Consider the following 19618-nt stretch of genomic DNA (forward strand, 5'->3'; position numbering starts at 1 on the left):
TAGCCGTGCGGGCACGGGGTGGGACCCCGGCACCGGACGCCGCGGATCCCGACGTGCGGGCGGGCGACGATACTGTGCGGACACCGTCTAGGATGCGCCCGCGGCCCCCGACACCGGGTCGTCGCAGAGGTCGTCCAGGACGAACGCGCCCTCCTCCTCTTCCTCCTTCTCCCGCTGGAGCGCGGTCTCCGCGTCCAGCCGTTCGAGCAGGCGGGTCAGGAGATCAGGGTCCTTCGGGTCGCCGACGAACTCCAGCACGGCGCGGTAGAACGCGTCGCGCAGCGTCGGCGGCATCGCGTCCGAGGCGTCGAAGCAGATCTGGTGCGCCGAGTCGAACAACTCCTGCACGGCCCGTGTGCCCTGTGACGGTGGCTTGGAGGCGAACGTGCCGCCGGGGAAGAACGGCCGCTCACCGGGTTTCGCGGCGTCCGCCCAGTCCTTGCGCGCGGGCGCGGAGGTGAGCCGGTCCAGCAGGTCCCAGGCGGCGGCGCTCGGCCGGAACACCGCGGCCATGTCGCCGGACACCTCGAAGTTCCGGCCGCCGTCCTCCTCGGCGGAGGCGACCGGGTCGAGATGGCGGGCCGTCGGGCTCGGCCGCACGTCGTCGCCGTAGTGCCTGCGGATGAACGAACCCTGGTGCTCGTGGGTGCAGTCGCCGCGGTTCAGCAGCCCGTAGCGGCCGTCGTCGAGCAGTTCGAAGGAGTCGGTCAGCGCGTCCGGAGCCGGGGAGCGGCCGTTCCCGGTGAGCATCCGCGCCCACTCCTCCCACACCGGCCGCGTGCTCTTCCAGGAGGTCTTGCCGGTCGCCCAGTTCTCGTACGCCGCGTGCCCGCGGCGCTGCAGGATCAGGTCCTCGATCCAGTCCGTGCCCGGCCAGCCCGAGGTGGCGCCCGAGTTCAGCCCGAGACACCACTGCGGGGCGGCATCGTCCTGGACGTCCGTACGGCTCCACACCAGCGACTTCAGGTCCACCCGCACCGGCGCCCAGAAGACGTGCGTCCGCGCCGCGCCTCCCTTGCCCGCGACGGTGACCGGCGGCGCCCACGGCGGGATGGCGGCGCCGGCCACCCGCTCCGGCAGCGGATGGGCGTCGCCCGAGCGCGCGTACTGGGCCAGCTCACCGGGGCTGTTGAGGATCGCCAGATCCGGCGGCGCACCGGCCTGGAGCTGGGCCACCAGGGTCTCGCGCAGCGAACGCGTCCCCTTGTAGACGTACCGGTGGCCCGTCTTCCTGCTGATGCTCCTCAGCGCCTGGACGAACGGCGTCTCCTCGCCGTCCGTCCACGGGCCGAGGACGACGAGCGTCCGCTCGTCCGGGCCGGCGCTCGTACAGCCGCCCGCCGAGACGGCGGACACGGCCAGCAGACAACCCGCCAGGGCTAGCCTCAGGCGCTTCATGCGTCGCTGTCCTTTCGCCGGGTGAAATGCGGCGGATACGGCCGGGCGTAGAGGTAGAGCGTGACGCCGCAGGCCAGTGCGGCGAGGCCGGTCACCGGCACGGTGACCCCCGCGGTCAGCGCCCAGCCGTCCGGATGCGCCGATCCCATCCGGCCCGCCGCGTCGTCCGCCACGCCCTCGATCGTGCGCCCCACGCCGGGCACGGCGGTCTCGTACTTCAGCTGGGCGATCATGTGGTGCACGCCCGTCTGCGCGGCATGCTCCTGGGCGCCTCCGACGGTGAGCAGCACGGGCGTCAGCAGGATCGGCACCGACGCCGCGACGAGCTGGACGCTGACCAGGCGCAGCCGGTCGCGCAGGAACACCGACGTGCCCACGACCGTGAAACCGAACACGACCGTAACCCCTGCCGCGGCGCCCGACGCCGCCAGAGTGAGCGGGCTCCAGGCGGCCAGATCGCCGCCCTCGGCGAGCACCTGCATCTCCAGGACCTCGATGCGGTCCAGCACGGTGGTGGGCTCCTGCGCGCCGGTCGCCGGCTGCGCGCCGCGCAGCATCCCCGCCGCGTACGCGACTCCCGCGTCGCGCAGCACCCGGCTCGAACGGTTGCGGTCCGCCCACGCGATCTTGTCGCCGTAGGCGACGACGAGCCCGGACACCACCCGCAGCTCCTGCTCCTGCCCCTTGCTCAGGGCCCCGGACTGCGCGACCTGATTCAGGCTCTGGCCCGCCTCGGTCAGATGCGAGCGGTACGTCTCGCCGAGCTCGACGAGCCCGGCGTGCTCCGGGTTCAGCAGCCGTAACTCGGCCTGCGCCTGCGCGAGTCCGAGAGAGGTACGCGCCTGGGCGAGCCCCACCAGCGCCGGCACTGCCCGGTCCCGCAGATGCTCGGAGCGCCGGTGCAGGTCGTTGTAGGCCGCGGCGCAGAGCGCCAGGGCGACCAGCGCGAGCGCGGGCAGCACCAGCATCCTGCGCCGCAGGAACGCGGCGGTCGGCCGCCCGGAGCCGGGTGACCGCCCGGTGGCGCGTTTCCACAGGGCCGGCGGGACGCGCTTCGCCTGCCGCCAGGCGCGGCCGCCGTCCCGCCGGACACGACCGCCGAGCCGCCGCAGCGGCGTGCCGCGCGAGGGGTCCGTACCGCCTGTCATGCGTGGTCCTCCGCGGCGGGCGGCGTTGCGCTCACGCGACGGGTCCGTGACGTTCGTCATCTGTGGTCCTCCCCGCCCGGCAGGAGCATGTGCCGGGACCATCGCGCCCAGGCGGGGGAGCGGCCCCGGACGTGCCTGGCGCCCAGCGGCCGGGTGCCGAACGCCCGGTCGAGCAGCGCCTCCGCCAGCGCAGCGTCCTCCGGCCGGTCGGTACGCGGCACCTGCTTGGCCAGCCGGCGGTAGCTCGCCGACAGCTCGTCCCGCAACTGCCGCTCCGTCCTCGGGATCTCGACCCCCGCCGACCGGGCCCCGGCCAGGTCCGCCAGCGGATCGCGGGCGGCGGCCTCCCTGTGCGCCTCCTCGACCAGGCCGAGCAGCATCGCCAGCAGCTCCGTCCTGATCCGGTCCCGCGCCTGGCCGTCCGTGAGGCCCTCGTCGTTGGTCAGCCGGTGCAGCGCGGCGTAGGCGTCCACGGGCGAGCGCCGGTTCACCTGGATGCGCACGACGGCTGTGCGCGCGGCCGTGCGGTGCCGGGAGTCCGGCGGCACGCTCTCCAGGTAGGCGCACGCCTTCTCCCACTCGTCGTCCGCCAGATGGATACGGGCGAGGCCGAACGCCGCCGCACCCATCGCGTGGTTGCGCTGGAGCACGGCCTCGTAGAACTTCTTGGCCTGTGCCACGTTCCCCTCCCGGTCCGCCGGGGGCTGCGGCTGTTCGGCCTCCCCGTTCCCGGCGGGCGGTGTGACGGCCAGCTTCTCGTGGCAGTAGCCGAGCGCGAGCTTGGGCGCGTACTCGCCGGGGATCGCCCGGTACACCGCGTCGAAACTGCGCCAGGCTTCCGCCGTGCTGCCGGACGCGAGGTGGTTGAGGCCCTGGTGCCAGTCGAGCCGCCAGTCGTACCGGGACCGGTCGCCCAGCCGTTCCTCGGCCAAGTGCAGTTCCAGCTGCGCCGACGCCAGGTCGCCGAGCTGGAGATGGAGCCGGCAGCGCAGCAGGTGCAGTTCGGGTGAGCGCTCCCACTCGCGGCTGAGCTGCAGCAGACCGGCAGGGTCGTCGTACGACGTGCGCTGCAGTTCCTTCCAGTTGACGTCCTGCACATCGGGCTTGTGCCTGGGCAGCGCCACCGCGGCCTCCGCCGGGTCCGGGATCCGCGCGCCGAGGCGGTCCGGCGCGCGGTCGGTCCGCCAGCGCTCCAGCGGCGGCGCCTTGCCGAGCTGGCCGTCGAGCGCGGCGGCCGGCGGGTCGAACAGCGTCGACGGCTGGTAGGTCTCCTCGCCCAGCCGCAACGACCTCAGTTCGCGCAGCACACCACGCAGCTGGACGGCCATCTCGTCGGCGGAGGCGTACCGCAGCTCCGGCTCCTCGGCCATCGCCCGCTCCAGCGCCCGGTTCAGCGACTCCTCGCCGATGTCGGCGGACGGCTCGGGGTCCCGGGACAGCAGCTCGCGCAGCACCGCACCGACCGTGTACAGGTCGCCCGCGGTGGTCATCTCGCCAAACGCCCCCGACCCTGGCGGCCTGTGGGTGACCGGCCCCGGCTCGCCCGGCTTGCGCACACCGGCCACGTCGATCAGTTTGATGCCGTCGCGGCAGTGCAGGACGTTCGTCAGCGAAAGGTCGCCGTAGACGAGGCCCTCCTTGTGCAGATGACCGAGCGCGTCCAGGATCAGCAGCCCGTACGCGACGACGAACTCGCGGACCCGCGCCCCGGCGAACGGCGGCCTGCGCTCCGCGATACGGTCGGCGACCCACGACAGCGGCGCCCCGTCGGCGAACTCCATCACGATGAACTCATGCGGCGCCGACGGATGCCGCGCGTAGTTGACCACCCGGATGATGGACGGGTGGTTGAGCCGCACCAGCCTCAGCCGCTCCTGGTGCGCCTGGCGGACGGCGTCCGGATTATCGGGATCGAGGACGCCCTTGAGCGCGACCGGCCGCTTCTCCAGCAGCAGGTCACGGGCCAGATACACCTGGCCGTGGCTGCCGCGGCCGATCGGCCCCACCACCTCGTACTGCTGGTGCAGCAGGTCGCCCGCCGTGAGCTTGGCACCGGAGCGGGCGGTCACCAGCGCGTCCGGGGCACCCACGGTGACGACCGGCAGATCCGTCAGCCCGTCGCCCGGCGGCTCGGCCACGAACTCGGGCGGGCCCGCCGTCCGGCGCAGGATCTCCTCCCTGTTCTCCGTCTCCAGCAGCGCCGCCTCGATGTCGACGGTGATGCGGAACAGGGCGTGCGGCAGGGCGCGGTCGTCGTACGACAGGCCGCCCGGGAGCAGCTGTGCGAGCTTCGCCCGCAGCCGCTCGGCCTGCGCGGGGCGGGCTCCGGCGTGCTCGGCCGGCCGGGCGGGGTGCTCGCGTATGCGGCGCTCGCACTCGGCGAGACGGTCCAGCCGGGCCCGCAGCCGGGCGGCGCGGCGGGCCGGCCAGTCGGGCTCCATCACCTCGGCGCGCACCTGGTCGAGCAGGGGCGAGCGACGGTCGCTGAAGACGAGCAGGAGACGGGTCTCTCCGCCGGCGCGGAGGGCCCGCAACAGGTCCATGATCTCGCCGTCGGAGGAGGCGCACCGGTCGACGGCGAGGAACGCGATGTTCAGCGGGGGGCTCTCGACCGCGATGCGTCGCAGCAGGGACTCGTGTGCGCCCACGCCGGTCCCCTCGGCCTCGGGAACGTCGAGCCCTATACGGTCCGCGGTCTGACGCGCCAGTTCCTCCACCGTGCGGTTCGTCGCGTCCACCGCGATGTCGATGCTGCCCAGTTGGGGCTCACCGGCCGAGGCGGGCAGCGCCGACGGCGTCGGCGGGCTCTGCTCACGGTCCGCCAGCGTCAGCACGGACCGGATGGTGTACCGCAGGTCGTGCTCGCCCACCCCGGCGAAAACGGGCTCCACCGGGTCGGTGTCCGGCTCGCCGTCCAGCCAGCGCGTCAGCCGCCGCTGCAGCCCCGGCACCCGACCCGACACCGTCCGGTCCGGCGCGACCGCGACGTCCCGGGACACGGCGCGCAGCCCGGTGATCTTCAGCCCGAGCCGCTCCAGCCGCTCCCGCCGCAGATGCCGCAGCACCGTCTCCGTCGGGATCATGTACGCGTGGTCCCGGCGCACCCGTGCCTCCGGCGTGCCGAACTGGTGCACAAGGATGCCGATGACCCGGCGGGAGCGGCTGTGCACGACTCCGCAGCCGCTGTAGCCGTGCCGCACCACATACGGCGAGTCCTGGGTGTCGAGCTGCACCCACTCCGGTGCCGGTGCGGGACCGCCGCGCCCCATCAGCCGGGCGTCCAGGTGCTCGCCGCCCGGCAGGTCCTGCGGGTAGCCCGTGAAGTGGACCGGTTCGCCGGGGGCGGGGATCTGCCGGTGCAGCACCGCGACCGGCACCTCGTGCGGGAGCCCGGGACGGTCGTCCAGTTCGAGCAGGGCCACGTCGCCGCCGAAGTCGGGCGTGGGCTCGACGAAGAACTTCGGCACCACCCGGGCACGCACCGGCCCGTCCGTCCCGCCGGACGAAGCGGTGCGCAGCACGTCGACGTACACCGTGTCCAGCCTGGCGCGGACCCCGGCCCGGTCCGGCGGCGAGAGGACCGTGTGCGCACACGTGAGCACCCAGGTACGGGACAGGAGCACTCCGGCGCCCAGCGGGATGCCGTTGCGGTCAGGTGTGCGAAGCAGTCGTACCCGCCAACTCTCCTCGTAAGCCACTGAGTTGGATGTGCGATACGGATCGCTCATACTGGCCAACGATAACTACGGGAAGCGGGGGGCGCGATGGCTGAGCGTGACGAAAGCGCGGTGGCCGGGCTGGCCGAGGTGATCGGTCAGGTCCGCGACGAACTGGAGCGCGCCCAGCGCGCCGGGGCCGGCCGCGATCTGCGGTTCAGTGTGGAGAGCGTGCAGCTGGAGTTCGCCGTGCAGGTCAGGCGGGAGGCCACGGGCAGCGGCGAGCTGCGGATCGGCGTGCTGACGGCGGGCGGCGGAGGGACGAAGGGCCACGACCGGACGCACACCATCCAGATCCAGCTCACACCGCACGGCCCCGACGGCAACCCGAACATCAGCGTGGGCGGCCCCGGGCCGCACGGCGGCATGGGCTAGCTCCTGTCCGGCGGCGGGCATGCCACGGGCGGCGGGCGACGGTTGCCACGGCACGACCCGGGCGGTGGCCGGCGGGCGTCTCGCAGCGGTTGCTCACAGGCGGCTCAGCGAGGCCGCCGCGAACAGCACGTCCCGGATCGCTTCCCGGTCCCCGTCCTGGCCCGCCGCGGCCTCTTCCGGCGGGATGTGCCCGGCGACGAGTCGGCAGAACTCCACGCCGTCCAGCGCCACTTGGGCAACCGCCTGGTCGGCTGTGCCGATGGCCGCCGGTGAGTCCAGGGCGATGTACCAGCTGCCCCCGCCCGACCCCTCGACCTCCAGATGCAGCGAACGCCCCGGCGCTCCGGTCGGCACCGGATGGCGTGGGGGTCCGGCGAGACCCGCGCGGCGCCGTTCGGCGAGCGCGGCGGGCAGCAGGCGTGCGGCCAGGTCGATCATCCTGTGGAGATGGGCGTCGCTCGGCGGCGCATAGGGATAGTCGACCGCGTCGGCGATGTCGTCGGCGTGGACCCAGCACTCGAAAGCCCGGTCGAGGAGCGAGTCGCGCAGGGGAAGGGCGAACTGCCCGTACGAGACGGACAGTTCGGCGACACCGCGGCCGGCGAACGACACGGTGCGGATGAGGGTGTGGCTCTGGTCGCGCCAGGGCGTGCGGACCGTACGGGTGGGCGGCAGGCCGGCGGCGCTCCAGAACGCCTCGGTCCGCTCCGTCGGCGGGATCGGGGCGTCCTTGCCCAGCGGGTCGTCGAGCCCGAGCGCGCCGGAGATCAGGCCGTCCACGCTCATCAGATGCCCGATGACCCCCGCGACGGTCGTACGGCGGTCGACCTGCCGGTCGCCCTCGAACCACTTCAGGCGCACGGGCGCGTGCCACTCGGATTCGCCGATGTCGCCCAGCAGCGCGTCGAGCCGGGCGGTCTCGGCGTCGTACGGGTCGGCCCAGTCGGGCACGGGGACACGGGCGGGCCTGCGGCCGAGGCAGCTCTCCAGGACCCGGAAACGCAGCAGCGGATCGAGGTCGAGATCCCGGTCGGAGTGCAGCAGACCGACGGCGTCGCGCAGCCGCAGGGCCTCCTCGGCGCAGGGGGCGCACTCGCCGAGGTGCTCCTCGACCGCGGTGGTCTCCTCCGCGGAGCAGGCGGACAGGGCCCAGGCGCCGAGCAAGGACTTGAGCACGCTGTGCGACGCCCGTCCTACCGGTCCCTCGCCGTCGGCGGCTGCGGGTCCCTCGGGTCGCGCCTGTGCTTCGGGTCGGTCGCCCTCGTCGCCTTGGTCATCGTGTTTGTCGCCGTGGATGCCGCGCTCGTCACCGTGGCGCACCACCGGGGCGTCGCCCGCTATGTCCGAGACGCTCTGGCCTTCAGGATCTTCCAGATCTTCTGGATTTCTCCGGCCTTCCGGATCTCCCCGGCCTTCCGCGCCGGCCGCCTCGCCCGTGTCCGCACTTTCCGGCCGCGTCCCGGCGGGAGCGGGGTCGTCCGGTCCGGCTCCCGAGGGGGCCGCAGGATCGGCCGGCCGGGGCGTGCCCGTGCCGTCGAAGGGCTCCGGGCGGCGGGTCCCGGGCGCCGGCGGGCGGTAGGCGTCCGGCGGCAGGTCGTCCGCGGCATGCCTCGGGGACGGTATGCGCGGAACGCCCCGCGCTTCGTTCCCTCCCGGGCGCCGCCCATGTCCGTCGTCGTGATCGCCGTCGTCGAAGGGGCGGTTCACCGTGCGTGTCCGTATCCGGGCGGCAAGGACCCCTCCAGCGGGCGCGTGTGCGCCGTGGACAGCAGTTGCAGGCCCAGTCGCAGCCTGCGCCGTGCCTCGTCCGCCGTCACCCCGAGGTCGGCCGCGGTCTGCCGGTAGTCCCGGCGCTGGAAGTACGCAAGTTCCAGCGCGGCCCGCAGCGGCGCGGGCATCGACGTCACGATGTAGTCGGCGCGGGCCGCGACCGCCGCGCGCCGCACCTTCTGCTCCAGCTCCTCCGCGGTGCCCTCGCCGCCCCGGGCCAGGGCCGCGGCCTCGCTCTGGCGCAGCCGGTGCACGGCTTGGCTGTTGGTGAGCCGCGCCACCCAGGAGCGCATAGAGCCCTGCTTGGGGTCGTAGGCGTCCGGATTCTCCCAGATGTAGCCGAAGACCTCGCGGGTGACCTGGTCGGCCGCCTCCTCGTCGTCCAGCACCCGGTGCGCCTGGCTGTGCACGAGCGCGGCGAAGCGGTCGTACAGCTCACCGAGCGCCGCGGCCTCGCCCCGCGCCAGCCGCTGCTGCATCTTGCGGTCCCAGCGCGGTGGTGCGTCCTTCGCCATGCGGCCCCCAGCCCTGTCGCCCTCGCAGTCCCCGTGCCTCCTCCGAATGTAGTGCGCCGAATGACGTATGCACTCCCCTTTGCGGCAAGTACGCCACTCGGCGCGGCCCGGGATGGTAGGAGCCCGGCGGCATGGAGCGGGAACTCCGGGCGGAGTGCGGAACTCCGCGTGACGTCCGTCGCGTTTCAGGGAGGGACGGCAGGGCAGTGGCCACTGGAAGGACAGCTTCCGGTCGCCGGGCCGGCCGGTTCGAGGAGAGGTCCGTACGTGATGATGCTCAAGGTGGCCGAGACCCGGCAGGGCGTGTGGACCGTGCTGCACGTGTGCGGCGAGCTCGATCTGGTGTCCTCGCCGGTGGTCCGCCAGCGGGTGCACGACGCGGTAGCGGCGGGGGACCGGGATGTGGTGCTCGACCTCTCCGAGGTGTTCTTCTGCGACTCCAGCGGCGTGGGTGTGCTCGTCGCCGCGCGCCGGCTGATGCGTTCCTGCCAGGGCAGGCTGCGCCTGATACTGCCCGCGCGCGGGGCGGAGGAGGGCTCACACGTCAACAGGGTGCTGAGTGCGCTCGGCGTGCGCCGCCTCTTCGCGGTGTACGCGGACGCGGTCTCGGCGACGGACGACGATGCCCAGCCGCTCTCCGCCTGACGCGGCGAAACCTGACCCGACCCCGTCGCGTCACCGGTACGTCTCCTGCATGTCGCCGCCGGGCAATTCACCGGGTGCGTACACGCGTCACCGCCCGTGGCCTTACGCTCCCTCGCATGGACAGCGCAGAGTACGAGCGGAAGATCGCTTCCCGTTTCGCCGCTTTCGACCAGGACGGCAACGGCTCCATCGACCGCGAGGACTTCAGCAAGGCCGCGGCGTCGGTCCTCGCCGAGTTCTCCGTGACGGCCCGGTCGGACCGGGGCCAGGCTCTCTACCACGGCGCCGAGGCGTTCTGGCAGGGCATGGCGGGGATCGCCGACGTGGACGGCGACCAGCGGGTCAGCCGCGAGGAGTTCGTGACAGGCGCGGTGAAGAGGCTGCGCGACAACCCCCAGCGTTTCGGTGAGATCGCCCGCCCGTTCCTGCACGCCGTCGTTGCGGTCGCCGACGAGGACGGCGCCGGTGTCACGCCGGCGGCGGCCGAGCGCGTGCTGCGCGCCCTCGGTACAGACGCGCAGGTCGCGGCGCAGACAGCGGCGGCGCTGGACACGGACGGCGACGGCAGGATCTCCGAGGAGGAGATCCTGACGGCGTTCGCCGCGTACTGCGTCACGCCCGAGCAGCCCGGGTAATCCCGTAGCCCGTGGCCGCCCGCCCGCCGGGCGGCCCCACTCGCCAGGGCGGCCTTGCGGCCGCCCACGCAGTACGCTCGACTGGGAAATTCCAGCCGAGCGCCTGTCACCATCCGCCACGCGTGGGACCTGCGGACCCAGATCAACACCATGCACCGGCACTGGGTGTTCCCCTCGGGCGACGAGGCCCGGGACGAGATCCGCAGGCGTGTGCTGTTCCCCCGTGAACTGGAGCGCTGTGCGCGGGGCGCCGGCTTCGAGGTCCTGGACATGACCGACGGCACAGGGGAGCGGCTCACCGGCCCCACCGCGTACACGGTGGCCCGATACACCCGGAGGTGACCGGCGGAGCGCAAAGCGGCGGCTCGGCGCTCTCCGGCCCCGCCGGCACGGCACCGACGCCCCCTCACCCGTACCGCTCCCTCACCCGTACCGCTCCCTCAGCCGGTACTTGAGCACCTTCCGCAGCGCCTCGTTCCTCGGCAGCGCGTCCACCACCTCCAGTTGTTCGGGGAGTTTGTGCACCGCAAGGCCCGACGTCCGCAGGTGCTCGCGCAGCTCCTCCAGCGTGGGATCGGCCGCCCCCAGGGCGCGTTCGACCACCGCGCACACGCGCTCGCCGCGTTCCGCGTCCGGCAGCCCGATCACCGCCGCGTCACCGACCGCCGGATGCGTGTGCAGCAGGTCCTCGATCTCCTTGGCCGAGATGTTCTCGCCCTTGCGGATGATCACGTCCTTGAGCCGGCCCGTGAGGACCAGGTGGCCGCTGCCGGTGAGGTGGCCGAGGTCTCCCGTCCGCAGGAAGCCCTCGGCGTCGAACGGGCTCTCCACCGCGCCCAGGTAACCCTGGCAGACGGCCTCGCCGCGCAGTCGGATCTCGCCGTCGACGATGCGTATCTCCATCCCGGCGGGCGGCCGGCCCTCGGTGCCGGCGAGGTTCTCCGGGGTGTCGTCGGGCGAGCCCATGCTGATCATCGGGACCTCGGTCATGCCATAGCCATGGGTGAGGGTGCAGCCCATCTCGCGGACGACGGCGTGGTGGAGTTCGGGCGGTTTGGGTGCGCCGCCGCCGGCGAGCAGCCGCAGGGTCGGGATCAGCTTCTCGCCGGGGCGTTTGCGCTGTTCGGCGAGGAACATCGCGTAGAAGGCGGTGGAGCCACCGGCCGTCGTGACGCCGTGCCTGCGGTACTCCGCCAGCGCGCCCGGCAGCGCGAACTGCTCGAAGAGGACCGCCGGGAACCCGTACAGCAGCAGCATCACCAGGTAGTCGGGGCCGCCGATGTGCGCGAAGGGGAAGGCGATCGAGCCGACGTCTTCGGCCGTCAGGTGCAGCGCGTGGGCGAGGCAGGAGCCGCCCGCGATCAGGGAGCGGTCCGTGTGCAGGACGCCCTTGGGGTCGGACGTGGTGCCGGAGGTCCAGTAGATCCAGCGCACTTCCGTGCCGGAGGAGGGCGGTGCGGGCAGTGCGGCCGGGTCGCCGTCGGGCAGTGATGCGTACGCCTCGAAGACGCCGTGCGCCCCGAGCCGCCGCGCCATCGCGGTGTGGTCGAAGCCCCGCCACTCGCCGGGCACGCCGAAGAACGCGGCCTTCGACTCGCGCAGCGCGAATCCGGTCTCGCGGTCCCGGCAGAAGGGGATCACGGGGGACTGCACGGCGCCGAGACGGGCCAGCGCGACGGTGAGCAGGACGGTCTCGATGCGGGTGGGCAGCTGCCAGGCGACGACCGTGCCGGGTCGCACGCCCATGGCGTACAGCCCGGCCGCGACGCGTTCGGCCCGGTCCCTCAGCCCGCCGAAGGTGAGGACGCGGTCCTCCTGGAGGAGGACGGGGCGGCCCGGGGTGAGCGCGGCGCGCCGGTCGACGAGCTCCCACAGGGTGCGCGACGCGCCGAGTGCGTATGCGGTCTCGTCCATCGCCGGACCTCCATGGCTGACGGTCAGTCAGATCATGCGGAGAGCGTAGGGCCATGCGCCTTGTCGGTCCAGGGGGGCGGGTCTAGCCTGCTGGCTGACGACCCGTCAGAAAACGAAGTCCGTCCGCAGCGGAGGCCTCGATGGAACAGGAACTGCCCCGGATCGTGAGCGTCGACGACCATGTGATCGAGCCCGCGCACCTCTTCGAGACCTGGCTGCCGGCCACGTACCGCGACCGCGGTCCCAAGCCGCTGACCGCGGGCATCGGCGACATCTCCTACGTCGGCGGCAAGTACCGCATCACGATGGACCCCGACGGGCCGCCGGCCGACTGGTGGATCTACGAGGACCTGAAGTTCCCGTACAAGCGCAACATCGCCGCCGTCGGCTTCGACCGCGACGACATGACGCTGGAGGGGATCACACGCGAGGAGATGCGCCCCGGCTGCTGGGACCCCAAGGAACGGCTCAAGGACATGGACCTCAACCATGTCGAGGCGTCCCTGTGCTTCCCCACCTTCCCCCGCTTCTGCGGGCAGACCTTCGCCGAGGCCCACGACAAGGAGGTCGCCCTCGCCTGCGTGCGCGCCTACAACGACTGGATGGTCGAGGAGTGGTGCGGCGACAGCGGCGGCCGGCTCGTCCCGCTGTGCATCGTCCCGCTGTGGGACGTCGGCCTCGCGGTGGCGGAGATCGAGCGGAACGCCGCCCGGGGTGTGAAGGCCGTGACCTTCTCCGAGATCCCGACCCACCTCGGTCTCCCGTCCATCCACTCCGGGTACTGGGACCCCTTCTTCGCGGTCTGCCAGGAGACCGGCACGGTCGTCAACATGCACATCGGGTCCAGCTCCCAGATGCCGGCCGCGTCCCCGGACGCCCCGCCCGCCGTCCAGGCGGCCCTGAGCTTCAACAACGCCATGGCCTCGATGACGGACTTCCTCTTCAGCGGGGTGCTGGTGAAGTTCCCGGCACTGAAGCTCGCCTACAGCGAGGGCCAGATGGGCTGGATCCCGTACGCCCTCGAACGCGCCGACGACGTGTGGGAGGAGCACCGGGCCTGGGGCGGCGTACGCGACCTGATCCCCGAGCCGCCGTCCACCTACTACTACCGGCAGATCTTCTGCTGCTTCTTCCGCGACAAGCACGGCATCGCCTCACTCGATGTCGTCGGCCGCGACAACGCCACCTTCGAGACCGACTACCCGCACGTCGACTCGACCTTTCCGCACACCAAGGAGGTCGCGCTCGACCATGTGAAGGACCTCGACGACGAGACCGTGTACAAACTCATGCGCGGCAACGCGATCCGCATGCTCGGCCTGGACCTCGTCTGATGGACCTGACCCCCACGCCCGAGGAGGAGGACTTCCGGGCCCGGCTGCGCGCCTGGCTCGCCGTCGCCCTCCCCGAGCTGCCGCCGAAGCCGCCGCCGGACGACTGGCCCGCCCGGCGCGCGTACGACACCGCCTGGCAGCGGGCGCTGTACGACGCGGGATACGGAGGCGTGCACATGGACGCCCCACCGGCCCTGCGCCTGGCCTTCCTCGAAGAGACGGAGATCGCCGGCGCCCCCTACGTCGGCGCGAACTTCGTCGGACTGCTGCACGCCGGGCCCACGATCGCCGCGGAGGGCACCTCCGAGCAGCGGGAGCGCTGGCTGACGCCCATCCTGCGCGGCGACGAGATCTGGTGCCAGGGCTTCAGCGAACCGGACGCCGGCTCCGACCTCGCCGGCCTGCGCACCCGCGCCGTCCGCGACGGCGACGACTACGTCGTGACCGGCTCCAAGCTCTGGACCTCCCACGCCGAGGTCGCCGACTGGTGCGAACTCCTCGTCCGCACCAGCCCCGACGCCCCGGGGCACCGGGGGATCACCTGGCTCGCGATGCCCATGGACGCCCCCGGCGTCACCGTGCGGCCGCTGCGCACCCTGGCGGGATCGGCCGAGTTCGCCGAGGTCTTCCTCGACGAGGTACGGGTGCCGGCCGCCAACCGGGTGGGCGAGGAGAACGACGGCTGGCGCGTCACCATGGTCACGCTCTCCTTCGAGCGCGGCACCGCCTTCGCCGGGGAGGTCGTCGCCTGCCGCCGTACTCTGGCCGAACTGGCCCGCGCCGCCCGGGACAACGGCCGCTGGGACGACGCCGTGCTGCGGCGCAGGCTCGGCAGGCTGCACGCCGAGTTCGCCGCGTTGTGGCGGCTCGTCCAGTGGAACGTGAGCGAGGCGGCCGCCGCCGGCGGCGTCCCCGGCACCGGCGGCTCGGTCTTCAAACTCCGCTACTCGCACGCGCGCCAGGAGCTGTACGACACCGCCGCCGACGTCCTCGGCCCCGACGCGCTCGACCTCGACAGCGACTGGACGCCGGACCGGCTCTCCTCCCTCGCGTACACGATCGCCGCCGGCACCTCCCAGATCCAGCGGAACATCGTCGCCGAGCGGATACTCGGCCTGCCGAAGGGGCGTTGATGGACTTCCGGCTCACCGACGACCAGCGCGCCCTGCGGGCGGGCGTGCGCGCCCTGCTCGCCGCCCGGTTCGGACGCGAGGCGCTGCGCGCCGCCGTGGCCGAGCCCCGGCTCGACCGGGCGCTGTGGCGGGAGCTGGGAGCGGCCGGGTTCTTCTCCCTCCGGCTGCCGGAGGAGGAGGGCGGGGCCGGACTCGGCCTGCCCGAGGCGGTCCTCGTCTTCGAGGAGGCCGGACGTGTGCTGCTGCCGGGGCCGCTGGTCGCCACCCATCTCGCGGCGGGCACGGTTCCGGGCGCCGTCACCGGCGAGAGCGTCGTCACCGCGTCCGACGGCGCGCTCGTGCCCTGGCTGGACGCCGCCGACGCCGTACTCGGCGGGCTCACCGACCCGAGGCCCGTACGGTCCCTCGACCCGCTGACCCCGCTGCACCGGGACACCGGCGGGAGCGGAGGGCCGCCCGACCCCGTCGCCGTGCTGCTCACCGCGGCCGAACAACTCGGCACGGCGGCCCGGACGACGGACATGGCCGTGCGGTACGCCCGCGAGCGCGTCCAGTTCGGGCGGCCCATCGGCTCCTTCCAGGCCGTGGCGCACAGTTGCGCCGACATGCTCCTGCGCACAGAAACGGCGCGCGCGGCCGTCTACGCCGCCGCCGTCACCGCCGACCCCGTGGAGATCGCCGGAGCCAAACTCCTCGCCGACGAGGCGGCCGTGGGAGGGGCCCGAGAGTGCCTCCAGGTATTCGGCGGGACCGGGTTCACCTGGGAGGCGGACGTCCATCTCCACCTCAAACGAGCCTGGTTGCGGGCCGCGATGTGGCTGACGGCGGCGGATGCGGAGGAGCTCCAGGCCCAAGCGTTGGCCTCAGCACGATGAAGCGTCACCGAGCGTTGATACCGGGTTGTGTCCTTGAGTCGACTCGTCACGGCCCGGAGTCGTCATGTCGCTCCGGTACGCTCCGTGAGATGCAAGTCGCTGCGAGGAGGAGGCGTCACGGCGCGGTCGGTACGGCTGGGCCGGGGCTGTCGATGCGCGCTGATCGGCCGGTGCGGGCGTGCTCTACGAGCCTGTGTTCGACTCCCCGCGAGGTGCGTCGCACAGTATGCACCATGGGTACTCCGTCGCGCTGGAATATGCCTGAAGCGCTTGTTGTGGTGACTGTACGTCAACCATGCTGTGCTGCAAGGAAATCACGTTCCGTGATGACTGTGAGGCGCAAGGCGATGTGTCCGCCGGTTCGGATGGTGTGAGCGGTGCAGGTGCTTCAGGTGCAGTTGGAGGTCGGACCCGACCCCGCGGAGGTGGGTCGGGCGCGCAGATGGGCGCGCTCGCGCCTCACGGGATCAGGGCTGGGTGACGACGAGCCGCTGGCCGAGACGCTGATCCTGCTGATCTCGGAGCTCGTCACCAACGCCGTGGTGCACACCGGTTGTCCGGCGGTGCTGCGGATGCTCTTCGGTGCGGGTCCGGCGGAGGCCGGGACCGTGCGGGTCGAGGTCGCGGACGCCAGCGCGTGCCCGCCCCGCCCCCGGCGCGCGGAGGGCGACGACACAGGCGGCCGCGGGCTCGAACTGGTCGACGGGCTCGCGGATCGCTGGGGCTGGACGCGGGAAGGGGCCGGCAAGTCCATCTGGTGCGAGGTGGACCGCTGCTCCGGCCCTGTACCGGCGGCCCCGCACGCGGGCCCGCCGGTCTGTGAGGCGGGGGCGTACGTGATCGATGCGTGCGGCACGCTGCGCGCGACGGCGCGCGGGGCCTGACCCCCATGTCTTGGAAACGCCCCACGCCTTAGGGACGCCCGACGCCTAGGCCGTGTTTTAGGTAGCGCGGGCGGCCAGCCATTTGGTGAGGTCGCCCGCGATGCGGTCGGTGCTGGTCTCGATGGCGACGTCGTGCTCGCGGCGGGTGGTGTCACGCCGGACGATCTCGTAGCCGCCCTCGTCCAACACGGCGACGGAGGCGAACCAGGCGGGATCATCCTCGTCGGGCTGAACGACGACGAAGGTGTTGTCCGTGCCGTTCAAGTCGCCGATCAGCATGAGCAAGGCGTCTTCGGACGGGTCGTCGACGTGGTCGCCGTTCTCGCTGTCCGCGCAGTAGTACTCGGCGGCCACAGGCCCTCCCCATACGTGTGCTGCTCGAAGTCCGGCCGCCAGCATGGCACGGCCGTGACCTTGGGCTTGATCACAGCCACTGATGGATCGCCGCGACGTGGACGGTCGCCTCGAACCGGACGGCGAGCTTGTCATAGCGGGTGGCGACCGCCCGGTGCTGCTTGAGGCGGCCGATCCCGCACTCGACCGCGTGCCGGGCCTTGTAGTCCTGAGAGTCGAAGGCGGGCGGGCGACCACCGGCCCGGCCGCGGCGCTTTCGGTTGCGGACCTGGTCGGCCGGTTCCGGGATCGTGCACCTGATCCCGCGTCTGCGCAGGTAGGCACGGTTCGCGCGGGAGGAGTACGCCTTGTCGCCCCGCACCCGCAGCGGTCGGCGCCGTGGCCGGCCCGGCCCGGTCCTGGGCACTCGGATCGCGTTCAGGACCGGCTCGAACTGCGGGCTGTCACCCCGCTGCCCGGCGGTGACCAGCAGCGACAGTGGCTTCTGGCCCTGCTCGCACGCCAGATGGATCTTCGTGGTGAACCCGCCCCGCGACCTGCCCAGCCCGTGGTCGTCCGGCTCGGTCGCGACACCACCGGGCGGTTCCTTCTGCCCGGCGCCATCCCGGCGGGCACCTGCCGCGTGCTGGTGAGCCCGGCAGACCGTGGAGTCGACGTTGACCTCCCAGGTGATCAGCCCGACCGCGTCGGCCCTCGCCTGCAGCAACGTCAGCAGCCGGTCCCACACGCCCTGCCGCTGCCACCGCCGGAACAGTCCGTACACGGTCTGCCAGGGACCGTACTCATCCGGCAGATCACGCCACGGAACCCCCGTCCGCACCCGCCACCGCACACCGTCCACCAACCGCCGCCGACCCGGCCACCTGCGACTCACCCCCGCCGCAGGCAGCAAAGACTCCAGCACCGACCACTGTTCGTCAGAAAGATCCCCACGCCCCACACCATGATCATCACAGCACGAAACGTGAACCGGAACCCGACCTAAAACACGGCCTAGAGGACCGCCACCGGAGCGACGGGTGTGCCCGTGCCGCCGACGAACGGCTCCGGCGTGGCGCACAGCAGGAAGGCGTACCGTCCCTCCTCGCCGCAGGCCGTGGACAGCTCCTCCAGGTTCCAGTTCTGGCCCTGGAGCATGCCCATCTCCACGAGGTCCAGCGCGTGCACCGGCAGCCAGAGGTTCTCGATCTCCGGCGGGAAGATCTCGAAGGTGAGGGTGTCGTTCGCGACGGCCGCGACGTCGCGGGCGTGGAACCACTCGGGCGTGCGGACGGACAGGCCGGGTGACGGATAGCCGTAGCCGTGCCTGTCCCCGCCCAGGAGGAGCCGCATCTGCCCCGTCCGTACGAGGACGATGTCACCGGCCCGGACGGTGACCGCGCCGAACTCGGCCGCCTCGTCCAGGTCCTCGGGGCTGACGGTGTGGTCCCCGGGTAGCCGGTCCAGGCCCTTCGCGCGGGCCACGTCCAGCAGGACGCCGCGCGAGACGACGGGCGGGAGCGTGTCGATGCCGCTGAAGCGGGCGCGGCCGTGCGGGGTGATCGAGTCGGCGGGGCGGCCGTTGTAGAGCAGGCCCGAGTGCGAGACGTGGCTGAGCGCGTCCCAGTGCGTCGCGGCCTGGAGCCCCATCGTCACGATGTCGTCGCTGGTGGCTACGGTGCCGGGGCCGAAGAGCTCCTGGTTGATCTGCACCATGGTGTGCAGGGGGTTGACGCGGCCCGGGATGACGCCGGTCTGGACGCCGTCCTGGTGGAGCGGGAGCGCGAGGGGGATGCGCAGGCCGCGCGTAACCGTGGCGACGGCGTCCTGCACGGCCTCGTGCGTGACGAGGTTCAGGGTCCCGATCTCGTCGTCCGTGCCCCAGCGCCCCCAGTTGTTGACGCGTGCGGCGATGGCATGGAACTCGGCCGGCAGGGACATGGCGCCTCCTGGGGCTTGTGCTCGACGGTCCGGCGGGCCATAGAATCTAACGGTCCGTCAGAAACCGTGGGAAGGGGCCGTCGTGGGGAACTTCTTGGCAGGCAAGGTGGTCGCGGTCACCGGCGCGGGACGCGGCATAGGCCGGGCCGTCGCGCTCGCCGCCGCGGCCGAGGGCGCGAGCGTCGTCGTCAACGACTACGGGGTCTCCGTCGCGGGCGGCGAGCCGACGAGCGAGGTCGCGGCGGGCGTCGTCAAGGAGATCGAGGCGGCGGGCGGCGACGCGGTCGCCGTCGCCGACGACATCTCCACGATGGCGGGCGGGCAGCGCGTCGTCGATGTCGCGCTCGGCCGGTACGGGCGGCTCGACGGGGCCGTGTGCGTGGCCGGGATCCTGCGGGAGCGGATGCTGTTCAACATGACCGAGGAGGAGTGGGACCCGGTCGTCGCCACGCACCTCAAGGGCACCTTCACCGTCTTCCGGGCGGCGTCCGCCGTGATGCGGGGGCAGGGCACGGGCACCCTGATCGGCTTCACCAGCGGCAACCACCAGGGCTCGGTGTCGCAGGCCAATTACGCTGCGGCCAAGGGCGGCGTCATCTCCCTGGTCCGCAGCGCGGCGCTCGGCCTCCACAAGTACGGCGTCACGGCGAACGCGGTCGCCCCCGTCGCCCGTACCCGCATGTCGGTGAACGTCCCCATGGAACTCACCGAGATCGGCGATCCCGAGGACGTGGCCGCCCTGGTGGTCTACCTGCTCTCGGACGCGGCGCGCGCGGAGGGCATCACGGGCCAGGTGTACACGGTGGCCGGCCCCAAGATCGCGGTCTGGGCCCAGCCGAGGGAGCTCCGCGCGGCCTACGCCGAGGGCGGCGCCTGGACCCCCTCCCGTATCGCGGCCGCCCTCCCGGGAACGGTGGGCACGGACCCGATGCCGTTGCTGTCGCGCGTTGACGACATGTCCGCAGCGGCGGCGCGCGGCGCCCGCCCGAACGCGTGAGACGC

General features: G+C 72.6%; 18 protein-coding genes. 9 read left to right on the forward strand and 9 right to left on the reverse strand.

Going from position 1 to position 19618, the window contains the following annotated elements:
• Positions 1-87: 87 nt before the first annotated feature.
• From ACH5AF_RS08185 to ACH5AF_RS08195, 3 genes are read right to left on the reverse strand one after another with little or no spacing between them, the layout of a single operon-like run.
• Positions 88-1398: an extracellular solute-binding protein gene (locus ACH5AF_RS08185; RefSeq protein WP_398900660.1), complete on the reverse strand. Its 1311-nt coding sequence runs from the start codon at positions 1396-1398 to the stop codon at positions 88-90.
• On the reverse strand, positions 1395-2546 hold the full coding sequence (locus tag ACH5AF_RS08190; RefSeq protein ID WP_398900661.1) for a hypothetical protein: 1152 nt from the start codon (positions 2544-2546) through the stop codon (positions 1395-1397). The genes ACH5AF_RS08185 and ACH5AF_RS08190 overlap by 4 nt, the downstream gene beginning before the upstream one ends.
• 56 nt (positions 2547-2602) lie before the next feature.
• Positions 2603-6274: a tetratricopeptide repeat protein gene (locus ACH5AF_RS08195; RefSeq protein ID WP_398900662.1), complete on the reverse strand. Its 3672-nt coding sequence runs from the start codon at positions 6272-6274 to the stop codon at positions 2603-2605.
• 36 nt (positions 6275-6310) lie between these two features.
• On the opposite strand from ACH5AF_RS08195, the gene ACH5AF_RS08200 reads away from it, so the two are divergent.
• Positions 6311-6637 carry a trypco2 family protein gene (locus tag ACH5AF_RS08200; RefSeq protein WP_398900663.1) on the forward strand — a complete coding sequence of 109 codons (327 nt, stop codon included), beginning with the start codon at positions 6311-6313 and terminating at the stop codon, positions 6635-6637.
• Positions 6638-6730: 93 nt separating this feature from the next.
• Here the strand turns inward: ACH5AF_RS08200 and ACH5AF_RS08205 are convergent, their stop codons facing one another.
• Together ACH5AF_RS08205 and ACH5AF_RS08210 are read right to left on the reverse strand one after the other, a co-directional pair.
• On the reverse strand, positions 6731-8344 hold the full coding sequence (locus tag ACH5AF_RS08205; RefSeq protein WP_398900664.1) for a zf-HC2 domain-containing protein: 1614 nt from the start codon (positions 8342-8344) through the stop codon (positions 6731-6733).
• On the reverse strand, positions 8341-8922 hold the full coding sequence (locus ACH5AF_RS08210) for a sigma-70 family RNA polymerase sigma factor (RefSeq protein ID WP_398900665.1): 582 nt from the start codon (positions 8920-8922) through the stop codon (positions 8341-8343). Before ACH5AF_RS08210 ends, ACH5AF_RS08205 begins: the two co-directional genes overlap by 4 nt.
• Before the next feature lie 270 nt (positions 8923-9192).
• Here ACH5AF_RS08210 and ACH5AF_RS08215 point away from each other — a divergent pair, with 270 nt between their 5' ends.
• The 3 genes from ACH5AF_RS08215 (at position 9193) to ACH5AF_RS08225 (ending at position 10544) form a co-directional block, all read left to right on the forward strand.
• Positions 9193-9567 (forward strand): STAS domain-containing protein, encoded by a 375-nt coding sequence (locus tag ACH5AF_RS08215; RefSeq protein WP_398901011.1) that lies wholly within the window; start codon positions 9193-9195, stop codon positions 9565-9567.
• A gap of 116 nt (positions 9568-9683) precedes the next feature.
• Complete coding sequence (locus tag ACH5AF_RS08220; RefSeq protein ID WP_398900666.1) at positions 9684-10202, forward strand: EF-hand domain-containing protein; 519 nt, start codon at positions 9684-9686, stop codon at positions 10200-10202.
• 150 nt (positions 10203-10352) lie between these two features.
• Positions 10353-10544, forward strand: a complete 192-nt coding sequence (locus tag ACH5AF_RS08225) for a hypothetical protein (RefSeq protein WP_398900667.1) — start codon at positions 10353-10355, stop codon at positions 10542-10544.
• Positions 10545-10625: 81 nt separating this feature from the next.
• Here ACH5AF_RS08225 and ACH5AF_RS08230 read toward each other — a convergent pair whose 3' ends face one another.
• Positions 10626-12116 (reverse strand): class I adenylate-forming enzyme family protein, encoded by a 1491-nt coding sequence (locus ACH5AF_RS08230; protein ID WP_398900668.1) that lies wholly within the window; start codon positions 12114-12116, stop codon positions 10626-10628.
• A gap of 140 nt (positions 12117-12256) precedes the next feature.
• On the opposite strand from ACH5AF_RS08230, the gene ACH5AF_RS08235 reads away from it, so the two are divergent.
• The 4 genes from ACH5AF_RS08235 (at position 12257) to ACH5AF_RS08250 (ending at position 16342) form a co-directional block, all read left to right on the forward strand.
• Positions 12257-13450, forward strand: coding sequence for an amidohydrolase family protein (locus ACH5AF_RS08235; protein ID WP_398900669.1), 1194 nt, complete (start codon positions 12257-12259; stop codon positions 13448-13450).
• Positions 13450-14583: an acyl-CoA dehydrogenase family protein gene (locus tag ACH5AF_RS08240; RefSeq protein ID WP_398900671.1), complete on the forward strand. Its 1134-nt coding sequence runs from the start codon at positions 13450-13452 to the stop codon at positions 14581-14583. The genes ACH5AF_RS08235 and ACH5AF_RS08240 overlap by 1 nt, the downstream gene beginning before the upstream one ends.
• Positions 14583-15458 (forward strand): acyl-CoA dehydrogenase family protein, encoded by an 876-nt coding sequence (locus tag ACH5AF_RS08245; protein WP_398900672.1) that lies wholly within the window; start codon positions 14583-14585, stop codon positions 15456-15458. Before ACH5AF_RS08240 ends, ACH5AF_RS08245 begins: the two co-directional genes overlap by 1 nt.
• Before the next feature lie 377 nt (positions 15459-15835).
• Complete coding sequence (locus ACH5AF_RS08250) at positions 15836-16342, forward strand: ATP-binding protein (protein WP_398900673.1); 507 nt, start codon at positions 15836-15838, stop codon at positions 16340-16342.
• A gap of 57 nt (positions 16343-16399) precedes the next feature.
• Here the strand turns inward: ACH5AF_RS08250 and ACH5AF_RS08255 are convergent, their stop codons facing one another.
• The 3 genes from ACH5AF_RS08255 to ACH5AF_RS08265 all read right to left on the reverse strand — a co-directional run bounded on the left by ACH5AF_RS08255 (position 16400) and on the right by ACH5AF_RS08265 (position 18616).
• Entirely contained in the window at positions 16400-16696 is a 297-nt protein-coding gene (locus ACH5AF_RS08255) for a hypothetical protein (RefSeq protein WP_398900674.1), read from the reverse strand.
• A gap of 70 nt (positions 16697-16766) precedes the next feature.
• Complete coding sequence (locus ACH5AF_RS08260; RefSeq protein ID WP_398900675.1) at positions 16767-17636, reverse strand: IS5 family transposase; 870 nt, start codon at positions 17634-17636, stop codon at positions 16767-16769.
• Positions 17637-17689: 53 nt separating this feature from the next.
• Positions 17690-18616 carry a cyclase family protein gene (locus tag ACH5AF_RS08265; protein ID WP_398900676.1) on the reverse strand — a complete coding sequence of 309 codons (927 nt, stop codon included), beginning with the start codon at positions 18614-18616 and terminating at the stop codon, positions 17690-17692.
• Between the two features lie 82 nt (positions 18617-18698).
• Here ACH5AF_RS08265 and ACH5AF_RS08270 point away from each other — a divergent pair, with 82 nt between their 5' ends.
• A complete protein-coding gene (locus tag ACH5AF_RS08270) occupies positions 18699-19613 on the forward strand; it encodes an SDR family oxidoreductase (RefSeq protein ID WP_398900677.1) in 915 nt (304 codons plus the stop codon).
• The last annotated feature ends 5 nt before the right edge of the window (positions 19614-19618 follow it).

This window comes from Streptomyces sp. NPDC018833 (genome assembly GCF_044390825.1).
Classification (GTDB): domain Bacteria; phylum Actinomycetota; class Actinomycetes; order Streptomycetales; family Streptomycetaceae; genus Streptomyces.